12 protein-coding genes are annotated in these 15,846 nt (G+C 62.4%); 4 read left to right on the top strand and 8 right to left on the bottom strand.

Going from position 1 to position 15,846, the window contains the following annotated elements:
• Positions 1–5: 5 nt before the first annotated feature.
• The 4 genes from VGU25_14920 to VGU25_14905 all read right to left on the bottom strand — a co-directional run bounded on the left by VGU25_14920 (position 6) and on the right by VGU25_14905 (position 6,668).
• Positions 6–2,954 carry a phosphoenolpyruvate carboxylase gene (locus tag VGU25_14920; protein HEV2578494.1) on the bottom strand — a complete coding sequence of 983 codons (2,949 nt, stop codon included), beginning with the start codon at positions 2,952–2,954 and terminating at the stop codon, positions 6–8.
• Between the two features lie 99 nt (positions 2,955–3,053).
• Positions 3,054–3,494: a hypothetical protein gene (locus tag VGU25_14915; protein ID HEV2578493.1), complete on the bottom strand. Its 441-nt coding sequence runs from the start codon at positions 3,492–3,494 to the stop codon at positions 3,054–3,056.
• 111 nt (positions 3,495–3,605) lie between these two features.
• Positions 3,606–4,541: a ketopantoate reductase family protein gene (locus VGU25_14910; GenBank protein HEV2578492.1), complete on the bottom strand. Its 936-nt coding sequence runs from the start codon at positions 4,539–4,541 to the stop codon at positions 3,606–3,608.
• 18 nt (positions 4,542–4,559) lie between these two features.
• Entirely contained in the window at positions 4,560–6,668 is a 2,109-nt protein-coding gene (locus VGU25_14905) for an ABC-F family ATP-binding cassette domain-containing protein (protein ID HEV2578491.1), read from the bottom strand.
• A gap of 86 nt (positions 6,669–6,754) precedes the next feature.
• Between VGU25_14905 and VGU25_14900 the strand changes: the two genes are divergently transcribed.
• From VGU25_14900 to VGU25_14890, 3 genes are all read left to right on the top strand, one after another.
• A complete protein-coding gene (locus VGU25_14900; GenBank protein HEV2578490.1) occupies positions 6,755–8,716 on the top strand; it encodes a hypothetical protein in 1,962 nt (653 codons plus the stop codon).
• A 43-nt stretch (positions 8,717–8,759) separates the two neighbouring features.
• Positions 8,760–9,095 carry a hypothetical protein gene (locus tag VGU25_14895; GenBank protein HEV2578489.1) on the top strand — a complete coding sequence of 112 codons (336 nt, stop codon included), beginning with the start codon at positions 8,760–8,762 and terminating at the stop codon, positions 9,093–9,095.
• Between the two features lie 67 nt (positions 9,096–9,162).
• Positions 9,163–10,140, top strand: a complete 978-nt coding sequence (locus VGU25_14890) for a TIGR00730 family Rossman fold protein (GenBank protein ID HEV2578488.1) — start codon at positions 9,163–9,165, stop codon at positions 10,138–10,140.
• 14 nt (positions 10,141–10,154) lie between these two features.
• On the opposite strand, the gene VGU25_14885 is transcribed toward VGU25_14890, so the two are convergent.
• From VGU25_14885 to VGU25_14875, 3 genes are read right to left on the bottom strand one after another with little or no spacing between them, the layout of a single operon-like run.
• Positions 10,155–11,612: a hypothetical protein gene (locus VGU25_14885; GenBank protein HEV2578487.1), complete on the bottom strand. Its 1,458-nt coding sequence runs from the start codon at positions 11,610–11,612 to the stop codon at positions 10,155–10,157.
• Positions 11,584–12,312 carry an ATP-binding protein gene (locus tag VGU25_14880; GenBank protein HEV2578486.1) on the bottom strand — a complete coding sequence of 243 codons (729 nt, stop codon included), beginning with the start codon at positions 12,310–12,312 and terminating at the stop codon, positions 11,584–11,586. The genes VGU25_14885 and VGU25_14880 overlap by 29 nt, the downstream gene beginning before the upstream one ends.
• Positions 12,313–12,329: 17 nt before the next feature.
• A complete protein-coding gene (locus VGU25_14875) occupies positions 12,330–13,223 on the bottom strand; it encodes a sugar phosphate isomerase/epimerase family protein (protein HEV2578485.1) in 894 nt (297 codons plus the stop codon).
• A gap of 50 nt (positions 13,224–13,273) precedes the next feature.
• Between VGU25_14875 and VGU25_14870 the strand changes: the two genes are divergently transcribed.
• A complete protein-coding gene (locus VGU25_14870) occupies positions 13,274–14,044 on the top strand; it encodes an SGNH/GDSL hydrolase family protein (GenBank protein HEV2578484.1) in 771 nt (256 codons plus the stop codon).
• Positions 14,045–14,124: 80 nt separating this feature from the next.
• Here the strand turns inward: VGU25_14870 and VGU25_14865 are convergent, their stop codons facing one another.
• Positions 14,125–15,621 carry a DEAD/DEAH box helicase gene (locus VGU25_14865; protein ID HEV2578483.1) on the bottom strand — a complete coding sequence of 499 codons (1,497 nt, stop codon included), beginning with the start codon at positions 15,619–15,621 and terminating at the stop codon, positions 14,125–14,127.
• Positions 15,622–15,846 lie beyond the last annotated feature (225 nt).

Here is a 15,846-nt window from a genome sequence, read left to right as displayed (position 1 = left end):
AGCCCTCACCCCGTATTTCTCAGACCGGCACTGATGCCGTTGATCGTCGCCGTGATCGCGCGGTCAAGCTCGGCAGCGTCCTTCTGAAAGTCCGCGTCATTGCTGTCGGCGCCGCGCTTGCGGCTGAGAAGCTCGAGTTGCAGAAGGCTCATCGGATCCACGTACGGATTGCGCAGACGGATGGAGTTGGCGAGCACAGGATTGCGCTCAAGCAGCGTTTGCTGGCCGGTGACGGCGAGAACTATGCGGATCGTGCGCGTGAACTCCTCTTCAAGCAGCGAATAGACGCGGTCGCGCAGCGCCTCGTCTTCGACCAGCGTGGAGTACAGCCGCGCAACTGAGAAGTCTGCTTTGGCGAGCGCAAGCTCGACGTTGCGGATCATGTCGATGAACAGCGGGAAGCTGCGCATCATCTGCCGCAGCAACTCGAGCCCGTTAGATGTGTTGTTCGCGAGCTGCTCAAGCGCATAACCTACGCCGAAGTATGCGGGAACCACGTGGCGCGACTGCATCCAGCCGAAGACCCACGGAATAGCGCGGAGGTCGGCGAGCGAGCGCTGGCGTGTTGCGGATTTGTCGCCGCGCTTGGCGGGCCGTGAGCCGATGCGCGCGTGCTCGAGCTCCGCTACGGGCGTGGCCTGCTCGAAGTACTCGAAGATCTCCGGGTTATTGAGGATATGCTGCTGATAGAACCCGAGCGACGTTGCGGAGATCTCGTCGAACGCCGATTCCCACGCGGGATCGATCGCGCCGGTGAGGTGTGTCTTGCTGCCGGACTCGTTGGGGATGGCGAGATCCGGGCGTGCGACAGCGTCGACCGCCGCCGCGATCATGAGCTCCAGGTTGCGCTCGGCAAGCACAACGTCGGAGTACTTCCAGTTCAGAACCTCGCCCTGTTCGGTAATGCGGAGCTCGCCGTTGAAGCTGTTGAGCGGCTGCGCATAGAGCGCGCGGTGAGTCGGTCCACCACCACGACCCACAGTCCCGCCGCGGCCGTGAAAGAGGCGGAGATTCACGCCGCACTCGTGCGCAACCTGATGCAGCGCGCGGTGCGCCTTCCATATCTCCCATGTGGAGGCGATCATGCCGCCGTCTTTGTTGGAGTCGGAGTAGCCGAGCATCATCTCCTGGCGTCCGCCCCACGCGTCGAGCAGCGGAAGATAGGCGTCGCTGGTCCAGAGCTCGCGGCAGACGTCGGGTGCGTTGCGCAGATCGTCAATAGATTCGAAGAGAAGTACGGGCTGCATGCCGGGGTCGGCGCCGTTGCCCTCAACATGAACTCCGCCAAGGCGCGCAAGCCATAGGACCCGCAGCGCATCCTCGGCGCAGGTCGCGCCGGAGACAACATAGTTCGTGATGGCCTCCGGGTTCTTCTGCTTCAGCGCAGCGAGCATCCGGAATGTCGCGAGAACCTCCGCGGTTTGCGGGGAAAGCTCGTCGGGCAGTTGCAGCGAGCCTTCGCTGAGCGAGCGCTGCCATGCGCTGAGCTCTTCAACGGCGGCAGCGTGCACGCGCGCATGCTGGCGGAGATCGAGAGTGTGCAGATGCAGGCCGAAGGTGCGGACGGCGAGAATCAGCGGATCGATGTACATCGCGGCGAGCCGTTCGCCGTGGTTGCACGCGAGCGAGTCGCGAAGAAGTTGCAGGTCTTCCAGGAACTCAGCAGCGCTCGCATAACCCGGTAGTGAGGCTTCGGGCGGGAGCTGCAGGTTGCGATACATGACGCCCGGCGGATCGCCGCCGAGACGCAGCGTGAAGCAGGCGATGGCGAAGCGGGCGGCTTCGTTGGGAACAGCCTGCGTCGATGTGATGTCTGTGCGGCGCAGGCGCGCGAGATAGGTCGAAAGGCGTCCGCGCAACGCGGGCGAGATCGCGGCCTGGTGCTGCGAGGACGCAAGCTGTTCGAAGACGATATGCAACTGCTCGAGGTAATGGGAGCGCAGCAGGTTGCGCGCCATCGCGAGCGCGTCTTCGGTTGTGGATGCGATGACGAACGGATTGCCGTCGCGGTCGCCGCCAATCCACGAGCCGAAGCGAATCAGCGTGGGCAGAGAGGAGAGGCGCGTGTGCTGCTGCGGCTGCGTCCCTGCGAGTTCTTCGGGGCATTCGTCCGGCGGCCAATCGACAGGCGGAAATTCAGCATCGAGCGCCCCGGCGATCTCGCCGTAGAGCACCGGAATGGTGCCAAAGATCGAAGCCTCGTAGTAGTCGAGGCCCATGCGGATCTCGTCGCGCACGGTGGGCCGCGCGTCACGAACGTCATCCGTCTGCCACAGCGCGGTGATCTCCGCGAGGAGATCGCGCTCCAGTGCGACCAGATCCGCGGCCGGTGTGGCGAACTGGTCGAGTTGTTCGAGTATGTCGGAGATGCGGCGGCGCTTGAACATCACGCTGCGACGCGCGACCTCGGTGGGGTGCGCGGTGAAGACCGGAATGATGCAGATGCGCGCGAGCAGCTCGAGGACGGAGTCGCGCGTGTAGCCTGCCTCGCGCAAACGGCGGAGCGTGCCCTGCATGCTGCCACGCTGCACGGTGTCGTTGTTGTTCAGCATGCCGGCGCGGCGGCGGCGCTTGCGATGGTTGGTCTCGGCAAGATTGATCAGCTCGAAGTAAAACGCGAAGGCGCGCGCAAGCTGGTGCGCGGTGAAGGGATCTTCCGCGGCGGCGCGGGTGAGGGCGCGGGCTTCTTCCAGACGGGCTTGCGCGGCTTCAAGGTCGCCGGCGAGTTCGGCTTCCCGGCGGGCGATGCTGGCGCGGCGAAGGTTTTCGACTTTTTCAAATAGCTCATCGCCGGCCTGTTCGCGAAGAACCTGGCCAAGCAGCGCGCCGAGCGAGCGGATGTCACGGCGCAGCGGCGCTTGTTTGGAATCGAAGTCGACCGCTTCGAGCTCGGCGAGCCGGTCGGTCCAGCGTTCCGGGGTCCACAACGAAGATGGTGTCGACGACGAAGGCATAGTTTGATTATGCCCTGCGCGCTGCAACAGGGTTCGATCCGCTGGATGCTTCGCGCTTATCGATGAGAGCTGCCCAGCCATGAGCAGCTCTCAGGTTGATCAGGAAACTGGCGTCATCGAGCAAGTGACGAACTCGGTCTTGAGATCGGAGGAGTCGCGATACTTCTGGACGTAGGCCTTCCAGGCATCGTTGTTGCGCGGAAGGTTGTTGTCCGGCCTCGGCGGGTTGACGTGGAAGGTCATAACCTGGGTGTCAGAGACATGCCACTGTTTTGTGGTGGGGTCTTGCTCGAGGATGCGCGCGGCGTAGATTCTGTTGGTCGCGACGCCGTTGTTGCGATACCAGGCCTGATGGGCAGCGACCGCGGCCATGAAATCGTCCATCTTACCGGGTTTTATTTCAGAGATGCGGACGATGGTCATCGTCCCGGAGCAGACGGAGGAGGCCGGGCTAGACGCGGGAGCGGCGCTCTGCGCGAAGGACAACGGAGCGCAGAGCAGAGCGGCACCGAGAAGAAGGCGCAGATGTCTCAGGGACATGGTGGATCTCCTGAAGAGCTGGATTTTGTGGGGGCCGCGGGACGGCGCAAGTGTACACCGCATGATGGGGGGGCGACGGCGCTAAAATCCCGGTAAATACTCTGTATGCGATCAGCTTGCGGCAGCGCCACGCTGCTCGTAGACCTTTAGCTGCACGTAGGTCGCACACAGCAGAGGTGCGGCAACGTTGTGTGCCTCCGCGCGCGCCACGAGGTCGCCGATGATGTGATCGGCCTCGACGGCAGCATTCTTCATCATGTCGCGGTACATAGAGGAGGTGAGGTCGGAACCGGGCTCGGTGAGGCGCTTGCGGTCCCACTCGATGAGCTTGTCCGACGGAGGGTAGCCATTGGCCGTGGCGACCGCGATGCACTCATCAATGGAGGCGTTGGCGAACGCAAGGCCGCGCGGAACAGCGACGACCTCCCCGCAGGTGCCTCGCGGAAGAATGCAGATGATATTCAGCGCGGCAAGAATGTACCACTTGTTCCACATCGCAGCGAGGACGTCCGGCGAAAGGACGACCTTGAACAGTGCTCCGTTGAGTTCGTTGTCGATGCGCTCGATACGCGGCGTGTGTTGCCCGTTGCGCTCGCCGAAGGTGAGGTCGCCGAGCGTCGAAAGCTGCAGAATCCGGCCTTCGGCGTCGACATCGCTGTTGATGCGGCACGTGCCGCCGAGGACGCGCTCGGACCCGAAGCGCGCGTCGAGCAGATCGAGCTGACGCATGCCATTGAGGATCGGCAGAATTGCAGTCTCGGCGCCGACGGCCGGCGCGAAGTCTTCGATCGCAGCCTCGAGCGAATAGGACTTGGTGGCAAGAAGGACGAGGTCGAAAGGCCGCGGCTTGGCGCGGAGTTCGTCGGCGGTGATGAGCTGCGGCTGGATAGTGGCATCGCCCAGCGGGCTGACGATCTGGAGACCATTGCGCCGAAGTTTTTCGGCGCGCGCAGCGCGGACCAGGAAAGTGACATCACGGCCGATTTGAGCGAGGCGGCCGCCATAGAATCCGCCGGTAGCTCCGGCGCCGACGATGAGAATGCGCATGTGAATAGATATTAAATGTTAGGCGGTTGTGGCTTCCTCAAGCTGCGAAGCAAGCTCTTCCCACTCGGCCGTGCGGACCGCATGCTGCTCGCGCAGCGTTTCGAGTTCGACGGCGAGCGCGCGCGCCGATTCCGCCGTGGTGAAAACCGCCTGCTGCTGCTCAGCTTGTCCAATGCGCGCGTCGAGATCGGAGAGCTCGTCTTCGATGGCGGCGACGCGATCTTCCATCTGTTTCAGCTTGATCGGATTGAGGCGCTTCGCGGCATGCTTCGGCGCGGACGTCACAGGAGCGAGTGAACCTTCGATCTCGTGCGTGGACTCCCAGGGCTCGTTGTCGGAAGTGATGACGAGCGTTTCAGCAGGCTTTTGCTGCTCCGGAGCGCGAGGCTCTTCAGCCTTGACGGCCTGGCTGGTTCCGACCTGCGCGACCGGCTTCAACATGCCGGTTGCCGCGTCGATCCTCGCGCCCGTGGCGGATTCAGTCTTCAGCTGCGTGGCAAGCGAACTCGAGTCTGTGGCGAGGCCGCCGGTTTTGCGGAACAGATAGTCCTCGTAATTGCCGGGATAGATGTGCGCGCGGTGGTCTTCCACCTCGAAGACGCGCGTAGCGAGACCATCGATGAAATAGCGATCATGCGAGACGAACAGCACGGTGCCGGTGAACTCCTTGATCGCGTCAAGCAGCACGTCTTTCGCGCGCATGTCGAGGTGATTCGTCGGCTCATCCAGCAGCAGGAAGTTGGCCGGCGAGACGAGCATGCGCGCAAGTGCGTAGCGATTTCGTTCGCCGCCTGAGAGCACCCCGAGCGTCTTGAAGACGTCGTCGCCCGTGAACATGAAGCAGCCCAGCAGATTTCGCAGCGTTACGGTATCGACGCGCGGATTGGCGCCGGTAATGTCTTCGAGCATGCGTGCGCTGCCGTCGAGGACCTTGTACTGGTCCTGCGCGAAATAATCCGAGATGACGTTGTGGCCGACGCGAATCTCGCCCGACGTCGGCTTCTCCATCCCCGCCAGCATGCGCATCAACGTCGATTTGCCCGCTCCGTTGATCCCCACAAGAGCAATGCGATCGCCGCGGTCGATGGTGAAAGAGACGTCTTTCAGCACCAGCTTTTCGCCATAGCTTTTTGAAATGTTCTTCACATCGAGCACCGTGCGGCCCGAGGCGATGGGCTGCGGAAACTTGAAGTGAATCGTCGCTTCCTCTTCCGGGACCTCGATGCGCTCGATCTTTTCGAGCTCCTTGATGCGCGACTGCACCTGCTTGGCCTTGGTGGCCTGGTAGCGGAAGCGGTTGATGAACATCTCCAGCGCCTCGATGCGTTCGCGCTGATTTTTGTATGCGTTCATCAACTGCGTGCGGCGCTCTTCCTTCTGCACCAGATACTTCTCGTAGTTGCCGTGGTACACGTGCATTCGCTTGTTCCACACTTCGACGGTCTTGTTCACCGTGACATCGAGGAAGTAGCGGTCGTGCGAGATGAGCACAAAAGCGTGCTCGTAATTCGTCAGATACTCTTCGAGCCAGTTGCGCGATTCAAGATCCAGGTGGTTCGTCGGCTCGTCGAGCAATAGCAGCGACGGCTTCTGCAGCAGCAGTTTCGCGAGCGCGATGCGCATCTGCCAGCCGCCGGAAAACTCCTCCGTCCGGCGCTGCCAGTCTTGCTTGCTGAACCCCAGGCCCGCGAGAACGGCGCCAACCTGCGCGTCCAGCGTATAAATGTCGTGCGCGTGCAGCAGGTCGGCGATCTCGGAGTACCGGTCGGCCGCAGCGTGGTACTCGGGCGACTTCGGGTCCGCGTCCGACATAATGTGCGTCAACTGCTCGTACTCAACTTCCAGCCCGCGAATTTCATCGAAGACCGACAGACACTCGTCGAACACGCTGCGCCCTGACAGCGCAAGACCATCCTGCGGCAGGTACCCGAGCGTCATGCCCTTGGTGTGGGTGCGAGTGCCGTAGTCCAGCGACTCCATGCCGGCCAGAATCTTCAGCAGCGTGGACTTGCCCGTGCCGTTGCCTCCGACCAGGCCGGTGCGCTCATTCGGCGTAATGAGCCAGTTGACGTCTTCAAAGAGCAGTTTCGGGCCGAATCGCTTGCCGGCTGCGGATAGTTGCAACATTCAATAACCATTCTCGCATCTGCCAGAAGTGCGGCGGCGCTACGCCGACCGCTTTGATTGCATCGAAACCAATGCAGGGGTGGAGTGTGGCTGACGAAGCCAGAGAACAACTTACCGCGAACCCGCCGCCGCGTCGCAGGCGCCATTGGTGGCAACGGGCGTGGTTCAAGGTGCTCGTCATCCTTGTCGTTATCGGCCTCGGCGTCCTGATCGCCTCGATGGAGTACGCCATCCACCACGCGGAGCCGATTATCCGCGCGCGCGTAATCGACACGCTTTCGGCTCACTTCCACGCGCCAGTCGAACTCGATCACCTGGACATCTCGCTGATCAAGGGCGTTGAGCTCTCCGCGACCGGCGTCGAGGTCGAAGGCCGCGGGCTGCGCATACCCTACATTGCCGACCCCGATCAGCCCCACACGGATCGCAACGCACCCATGATCTCGGTCGAGCGCTTCGCCTTCACCACGCGCATTCGCGGGCTGATGCATCAGCCCACCAGCATCGCCGAAGTAGATGTGGACGGCATGGAGCTGCACGTTCCCCCAACAGGCCAGCGCAGTAACATCTTCGGGCGCCGTGACACGAAGCATCCTCCCAAAATTTCGCTGCTCGTCAAAGAGATTCGCTGCAAGAACGTGAAGCTGTTCATCGACACGACCAAGCCGGGCAAAGACCCGCTGGAATTCGACATCCAGTCCATGAATCTCCAGGACGTGGGCGCTGCGCAGCCGTTCACCTACCAGGCCGAGCTCACTAACCCTGTGCCGGTTGGCGAGGTGCACGCCGAAGGGCATTTCGGCCCATGGAATGTCGATGATCCCCGTGACACCGCGATCGATGGAAGCTACAGCTTCAGCCACGCAGACCTGAACACCATCAAAGGCATCGGCGGAATCCTGTCTTCACACGGCCAGTTCAGCGGCGTGCTGGATCACATCGCGATCGACGGTGAGACCAGCACCCCGGACTTTTCGCTCGACGTCAGCGACCATCCGATGCCGCTGCACACCGTCTTTCACGCCTACGTGGATGGAACAACCGGTGACACCTTCCTCGATCCCGTGCAGGCGCGGCTTGCGGACTCGGAGTTTACGGCGCGCGGCAAGGTGGTCACGGTCAAGGGCAAGGGCCATGACATCGATATGAACGTGAATATCCCGCATGGCCGAATGCAGGATTTCCTCGAGCTGGGCGTGAAGACCCGCCCGCCGCTGATGAACGGCATCTTGTCGATGAACGGCCATCTGCACATTCCACCCGGCCAGACGCGCGTTCCCGAGAAGATGCAGCTTGCGGGCAGCTTCCAGCTTCACAATGTGCGGTTCAACAATCCCGCCGTTCAGGACAAGGTGGACGGACTCAGCGCGCGCGCTCAGGGCAAGCCCAAAGACGTCGCGTTGTACAGCAGCGACCGGCAGGCTGAGGTGAGCTCCATGATGTCGGCGAGCTTCTCCCTCAACCACGGACTCGTGGATGTCCATGACCTGCACTATCAGATTCCCGGTGCGCTCGTGCTGCTGAATGGCGTCTACTCGACCGACGGCAACCTGTTCGAGTTCAAGGGGCACGTGCGCACGGACGCCACCGCCTCGCAGATGGTCACCGGATGGAAGAGCGTCCTGCTCAAGCCGGTCGATCGCTTCCTTAAGAAGGATGGTGCAGGCGTCCAACTGCCGATCTCGATCAGCGGAACTGAAGGCGATGTGCACTTCGGGCTGGCGCTGCACGGAACTGCAGAAGAGAGCGACCAGGCGATGGCGCAGGACCTGAAGAACAACCGCCAGCAGATGCGGGAGGAAGAAAAGGCCAGGCGCGAGATGGAGAAGGCGAAAAAGTCACAGGCCAGGGCGGATGCCGGCATCGTCGGCGACGACCAGGCCACGATCGCCGAGCGCAAGGCCGAGATAACGCGCGATAAGTCGCAAAAATATAACAACAATCCCGCGCCCGAAAAATCCTCCGCAAAGCCGGATCCAGCCACGCCTGCAGCAAACCCACAGGCGGATCCCCAGCCCCGCCATCGGGCAGCCCTGCCGCCCCAGTAAGCCCGCAAGACATTCTCCGCTTCACCCTGCTAGCCTTGTGAGCATGACCACGCAGGGCGAGCTCTTCACCAGGGAGACAGCACAGCGTTCGGGGCAGCGGACCGATGGACCGCAGGCCGTCCCCGAGCCGGCGCCCGTGTGGCTGCAGCGGTTGAGCCTGATCGTGCTCGTGCTCTTCTGCTTCTACATCGGTGGCCTTCTCACCATCCTTCCGTGGTCTCGTCAGTACTTCGACTCCAACGGCTGGCTGCTGGCGCACCCCGCGGTCGCGGCATTCCTGGGCAAGAGCTGGATGCGCGGCGTTCTCAGCGGCATCGGCCTGATCGATATCTGGATCGGCGTTAGCGAGCTGCTGCACTATCGCGACTACAGGCCGTAACAATCCGGCTAGGAGTTTCATGTCCAGTCGCGAGAGAATATCTCTTGTGCCTGATCAACCCGACCACATGATGGAAACTGAGCCGGAGCCTCTGGAATCCGCGCCGCTGGCTTATGAGAACACTTCCTTTCTGGACTCTCCCGACGGCCGGCCGCTGCGCATCATGGCCGAGTACACGGAGCCGATGGCGAGATTCCGCCGCGAGCGCATCCAGGACACCGTCGTGTTCTTTGGCTCAGCGCGCTTTCGTGCGCTGGATGTCGCAAATCACGAGCTGGAGCTTCTGGATAACACCGGCTCAGCGCAGCCTGCGCCGGAAGCTGAGCAGCCGGCGAAAGATGATGAGCTCGCTCGCGGAGAGACGACCCAGCTGAAACGCGACCGCGCAGAGGCCGCAGTAGAGATGGCTCGCTACTATGAGGACGCGCGCACGTTGGCCCGCATGGTTACAGAGTGGGCCATGACGCTTCCCGGGCGGCGGCATCGGTTCGTCGTTACATCAGGCGGAGGCCCAGGCATCATGGAAGCCGCCAACCGCGGCGCGTGGGAGGCGGGCGGCAAGACCATCGGCCTGAATATCAAGCTGCCGTTCGAGCAGTATCCGAACCCCTACATCACGCCCGAACTGAACTTCAACTTCCACTACTTCTTCATGCGAAAGTACTGGTTCGCCTATCTCGCGAAGGCGCTGGTCGTTTTTCCGGGCGGCTTTGGAACGCTCGATGAAATGTTCGAGCTGCTGACGCTGGACCAGACCCAGAAGCTCGCCAAGAAAATCACCATTGTGATCTACGGCTCCAGCTACTGGAAGCAGGTCATCAACATGGACCTGCTGGCTGAGAAGGGCGCCATCTCGCCGAAGGACCTGGAGCTCTTTCAGTTCGCCGATACACCCGAGGAGGCGTTCCGCATTCTCAAGGATGGCCTGACCAAGTACCACCTCGAAGGTGTGGCTCCAGTACCGGGCGAAGTCGGGCAGGTTCCGAGCGAGCCTGCGCCCTCAGCCGAGGAGCTTCTCGGCCCCGGTATCACCCGCACGCGCTAGCGGTACGCGAAGCCCTAGCGGTGGTACAGCTCGCCCACATACACGCTGTGCGCTGACAGCCGCAGCTTGTGCGTCGACTGCGCGATATGATCCACATGCAGCGAAGTAAGCAGCGGCCGAATCGTGCCCCCTGCGATGCGCAGATGCGCAAGATCGCCATCAAGCGACAGCTCGATGGGATGATCCGTGAGATTGCACGCGACGATCACCGACGCAACCGTGCGTGCTCCGGCCGGCGCGCGCCGCAGCCACACCAGCGCGCCTTCGCTATCGTGATTGAAGAACGTCACGGTCCCCGACCTCAGCGTCGCATTGCTGCTGTGCAGCTCCAGAACGCGCCGATAAAAATTCAGCAGCGAATCCGGATTCTCATCCTCAACCGCAACGTTGTACATCCTGTCTGCGAGGTTGTCGGTTGTCGTCAGCGGTTTTGTGCTGAAGCCCGGAAGCGTGTCCGGATCCACCGGCGGCGGCGCGGACTCGGTGTTCAGCTCTACGCTGGGCATACGCGGCCTCGAGCCGATCATCGACGACGGCGCGGGCCGGACATACGGATGATACGTTCCGTAAACCTCCTGCTTCGGCTTCGGTTTTTGCGCCACATCGGGCTTGGTCAGATTCGTTGGCGTCCACTGCATGACAGCCGTCGTTGAATCTTTGAGCCCGATCTCCTGCCCGTAAGTAAGCCCCACCGCGCCGCGCGAACTCAGGAACAGCGCAGCGAGAATCTTGTCGCGGTCGCGCTGCTGCTCCGAATGCGGCGCAACCTGCAGCAGCGGCTCGCCCGCTTCCGGTGAGTCCGCGAGCACAAGCTTGGTTCGCAGCGATGCCGCAGCCCACGTGCTCTCGTCCACGGTGCCGTCGACAATCTCCGGCCCCATCCGCGGCGTCGCTGCCGCAGCGCTCACCGCCGGCGAATCACCCGCAATCACAATCCGCTCGCCGGGAAAGCTGTCCGCCGTTCTGCGCAGCTCCTGCAGCAGGACCACAGCGTCCTGAAAGTTCGAGTGCCCCGCGATCGCGTTCAGCAGCGGCGCAGAGACATACACTCCTCCAACGCCGCGACGCAGCCACGCGCGCGCTTCAGCGATCACCTGATTGGCACTCGGAGCCTGCGTTGTGTCAGCGCCCAGCGTAATCAGGACGCGAATGTGATGGCGGCTGGCGTCGCTCAGCAGGTCGTCAAATCCCGCATCGTTCGTATGCGATTCAATCAGCACCGCGTCCACGCCAATCGACTGCAGATAGTCCAGCCGATCCGCCAGCCCGCGCAGATCTCCCACGCCATTGCCGTCGGAGTCCTGAAACAACTGCGGCTGCACGCGATAGATCACCGCAGACTGCCACCATGTCTGCGACGTCATGCCCGAACCCACCCAGCCCGGACGCGCGAGCGTCTGCGCAGCCACTACCGCAGGCAGCAGCAATGCGGCGGCGAGTACTTTAGCGGAGAGGAGCCAGGTTTTCTTCAAGAATGTCCGAGGAGCTTTGGGCCGGAAGGAGGTCTGCATAGACAAATCCGTCGCGTTCGACAATCTCGCCGCGCCGTACTTCGATGCTACGCGAGCCGCCGCTGCGCGCAAACATCGGCCCCGCATTGACAAACGTGTGGAACTCGCCGCGCTCCCCGCAAGGGTCGACACTCACTGGAAGATCCTTGAGCAGCGCGTCGTCAAATAACCTTCCCGCGAAGCCGCGATCGAGCTGCCGCGGATCAACGCACACCAGATGCGCGCGCACTCCAGCGGCGATCATCTCGCGTGCCAGCTCGTCCGTCGGAATCTGCCAGCACGGGAAAATCGGCTCCAGCCCTGTACCTGCGAGCCTTGCCTCGCGATATGCGCGGATGTCCTCCAGAAACAGATCGCCGAATGCGATGGCGTGGACACCGTCCGCCACGGCGCGCGCACAACACGCGCTCATCGCCGCCTCATACTGCTCATTCGAACACGGCCAAGGCAGCGGAACACGCCACAGCGGAAGCCCCGCAGCCTCGGCCTGCCGTTCCAGCAGCTCCTCGCGGAACCCGTGCATCGCAACCCGGCCGAAGTGCGTGTTGATGGTTGTGAGCAGCCCGACGACCTCAACATCGCGCCTCTGCAACAGCAGGTGAAGCGCCCACGCGCTGTCTTTGCCGCCACTCCAACTCACCAGGACACGCTTGCGATCCATGCGTCTGACCGTCAACCCTACAACGAGGACATAACTTCAGCCGCGCGTGTGCCACGTCGCACAATTTCGTTCGCATCCGGCGTAATGTCGTACGCAATCTCCAGCATGCCGATCGGCTTCGTCTTCAGCTTCGCGATGTGCTCATCCACCGCCTTGAAGTCGAGCGTCCCATCGCCCGGCCACAAATGCTCATCCTTGCCGCTGCCCGAATCCCCGCCATGGTTATCGTGCACGTGCAGCTCGAACAGACGGTCCGGAATCGACGTGAACGCCTCGAACGCAAGATCAACACCCGTCTTCGCAGCCGCGTCTCTTGTTGCCGGCGTGCCTTCAGCCAGGTGCGCATGCCCCAGGTCCAGGCAGAATCCCACGCTTGCAAAATGCCCCACCTTGACGATCTCAACCAGGTGCTCGGGCGTCGCGACTGCGTTCGTCAAATTCTCGAGCAGCAGCTTCACACCCAGCGGCCCTGCAAAAGCCTTCAGGTGCTCGATCGCCGTCAGCGAATCATCCAGCGAGCGTGTGTCCCACTGATCGTCCTTGCTGCCAAGGTGCAGCACGCAATACTTGATCGGAACCTGTTCTGCAGCCTCGAGCGCGCGCTTCACCTCATCCATCGCGGCAATCCGCGACGCCTTCTGCGCGTCGATGAGGTTCAACGTAGCCGCCGTGTGACGGCTCCACGCACTCTCATCATCAGCCGTGAACAGCGGCATGTGCAGCGTCGGCGTGACATTGTTCGAGCGGAACCACGTCGCGATCTCACGAACCGCGGCGCGATCCGTGTAGTCGAAGTGATGCCGTGAAGCGAACAGCTCAATCGCCTGCGCGCCCGCGGTGTGCAGCGTGTCCAGCAGCTTGCCGGAGAGTGGCTGTGGCAGAAAGATGTGCGTGGAGATTCCAGGTTGCATCGCGAGTTCTAGGGTAGCGCGAGTTGGTGTGGAGACAAGCAAGAAGATAAATGCCTGTTCCAGGTGATACCGTGACTGCACGCGAAATCTCTGCGCACGAGGTGATCATGCAGCGGAAGCTCCTGATAGCAGCAGCCCTGGTATTGATTGGGGTGACCGGGTGGGTAGGGGCGCGCCATGCCGTGGCCCTCGCGCGCGCCCGCTGGCAGAGTCAGCTCGATTGGCCGCAGCTTGGCCGCTATGCCGACGCGAACGCAGCGCTTCCACCGAGCCAGCCCGGCCGCGTGGTCTTCTATGGCGACTCCATCACCGACGCCTGGACCCTCAACGGTGGCAAGTTCTTCCCCGGCAAGCCCTACGTCAATCGCGGCATCAGCGGCCAGACCACCGAGCAGCTGGTCGTGCGCTTCCGCCAGGACGTCATCAATCTTCAACCCACCGCGGTCGTCATCCTCGCCGGCACCAACGATATCGCCGGCAACACCGGCCCCGAGACGCCCGAGATGATCGAAGACAACTTCCGCTCGATGGTTGACCTCGCACGTGCCAACAATATTCGCGTTGTGCTTGCCTCGGTGCTTCCCGCTGCGCGGTACCCGTGGAGGCCGTCCGCCGGCAATCCCGCCGAAAAGATTCGCGCGCTCAACGACTGGCTGAAGAGCTACGCTGCCTCACAGAACCTCACCTATCTCGACTACTACTCCGCCATGGCCGGCCCCAACGGCGGCATGAAGCCCGGCATCAGCATCGACGGCGTGCACCCCAACGCCGCAGGCTACGCCATCATGGAGCCGCTGGCCGAAAAGGCGCTCGCACAATAGCCCGCAGTGGCGCACAAAGAAAAAAAGACCGGTGAGGAATTTCACCTCACCGGTCTTCGCGTTTTGCAATTCAGTAGTGTTTAGCTGCTGCGACGCCGTCCGCGGCGTCCTGCGCTGCGTCCGCCGCTCGCCGACGATCCGCTGGACCGTCCATCGCGCTGCCCTTTACCGGCGTGTGAGCGCCCGTGTCCCGCATCCGAGCTCCCGTGCGGATGATGCGGCGCGTGCTGACGAGCGTGATGCGCATGCTGCTCGCCTTCGCTCTTCCACGACCGCGTCTCCATCGCCAGCAGCGCCGAGATGTCATCGATCGGCTTCTCAGTCAGATCGATCGGCCGGTTGCGCTCTTCCTTTTCAAGGTCCTTGTCAGCCATGCGCCACTCAAAGCTGATCTTCAGCTCGCGCTCCAGCTTCCTGGCGTCGCCCTTCTCGAGCGGCGTGATGAAGGTCGTCGCCACACCCGTGTTGCCCGCTCGTCCCGTGCGCCCGATACGGTGCACAAAGTCATCCGAACCGTTCGGCAGGTCGTAGTTCACCACGTGCGCGATGTGCGAGACGTCCAGCCCGCGAGCCGCAACATCAGTCGCAACCAGCACGCGCGCCTTGCCGTCAGAAAACTTCTTGAGCGCGGAGGTGCGCTGCGACTGGGAGCGGTCGCCATGAATCGTCTCCGTCTTGTGCCCCAGCTTCTCCAGCTTGCGTCCAATGCGCTCGGCCCCATGCTTGGTGCGCGAGAACACGAGGAACGTCCCCTCCTCCTCGTTCAGCATGCGGTCCAGCTGCGCGAGCTTCTGGTCCTGCATCACCGTGTACACACGCAGCGTTACGCGGTCGCTCGGCTTCGACGTCTGGCCGATCTCCACGCGCACTGGCTTGCTCACATAGTCCTTCACGATCTCGCGAATGTTCGCATCCAGCGTGGCTGAGTAGCACATCGTCTGCCGGTCTTTCGGCAGAGCGCCAACGATGCGCCGGATCGCGGGCAGAAAGCCCATGTCCAGCATGCGGTCGACTTCGTCCAGCACCAGCATGTCCACGTCGCGCAAATTGATCAGCTTGCGCTTCAGGTAGTCCTCTAGCCGCCCTGGCGTCGCGACCACAACGCGCGGTCCGCGCTGAATCGACTCGATCTGCGGGTTCTCGCTCAGTCCGCCGCACACCAGCACGGCGTCCTGCTTGTTCACCGGCGAGATCTTGAAGTAATGCTCCAGCACCTGCATCGCCAGCTCGCGCGTCGGCAGCAGGATCAGCGCCAGGATCGGCGACTTCTTGGCTTTCGTCGAAGGCTGCGAGATCTGCTCCAGCCTGTCGATCATCGGCACCAAAAAGCTCAGCGTCTTGCCCGTACCGGTCGAGGCGGTCGCAAGAATGTCATCGCCTTCGAGCGCCGGCGGAATCGCGCCCGCCTGCACCGGCGTCGGCTTGATGAAGCCCGCTGCGGTCAGGCGGTCCTTCAGCGACTGCGTAATGCTGAAGTCCGTAAAGTGAAGGGCCGAAGCCTCAGTCTGTGTAATGTGCCGCGCAACCTGCATGGGCGCGGGATTCAAAATTGATTCAAGCGTAAGTGAGTTCGACAAAGGTTCCTCAGTGTTGTGGCGGAAGAGGGAAGGTCGGCAGAGACGCACCGGCGCACTCGCGCACAATAGGCGTCATGGATCCGGATTTCAGCAAGGCTTTGGTTCTCTTCGTATCCAAAGGGTCTCAATAAGCTGCTGCTGCACGGCGAGGCCTCATCCGATGACGGGCCTCCAGCCAGAGCAACCAACACGCTAAGCCCTCTCAATGCTTGGCGGAAGGAGGAA

This window comes from Acidobacteriaceae bacterium, from assembly GCA_035944135.1.
GTDB lineage: Bacteria > Acidobacteriota > Terriglobia > Terriglobales > Acidobacteriaceae > Granulicella.
This window is presented reverse-complemented; position numbering and strand designations above follow the sequence as displayed.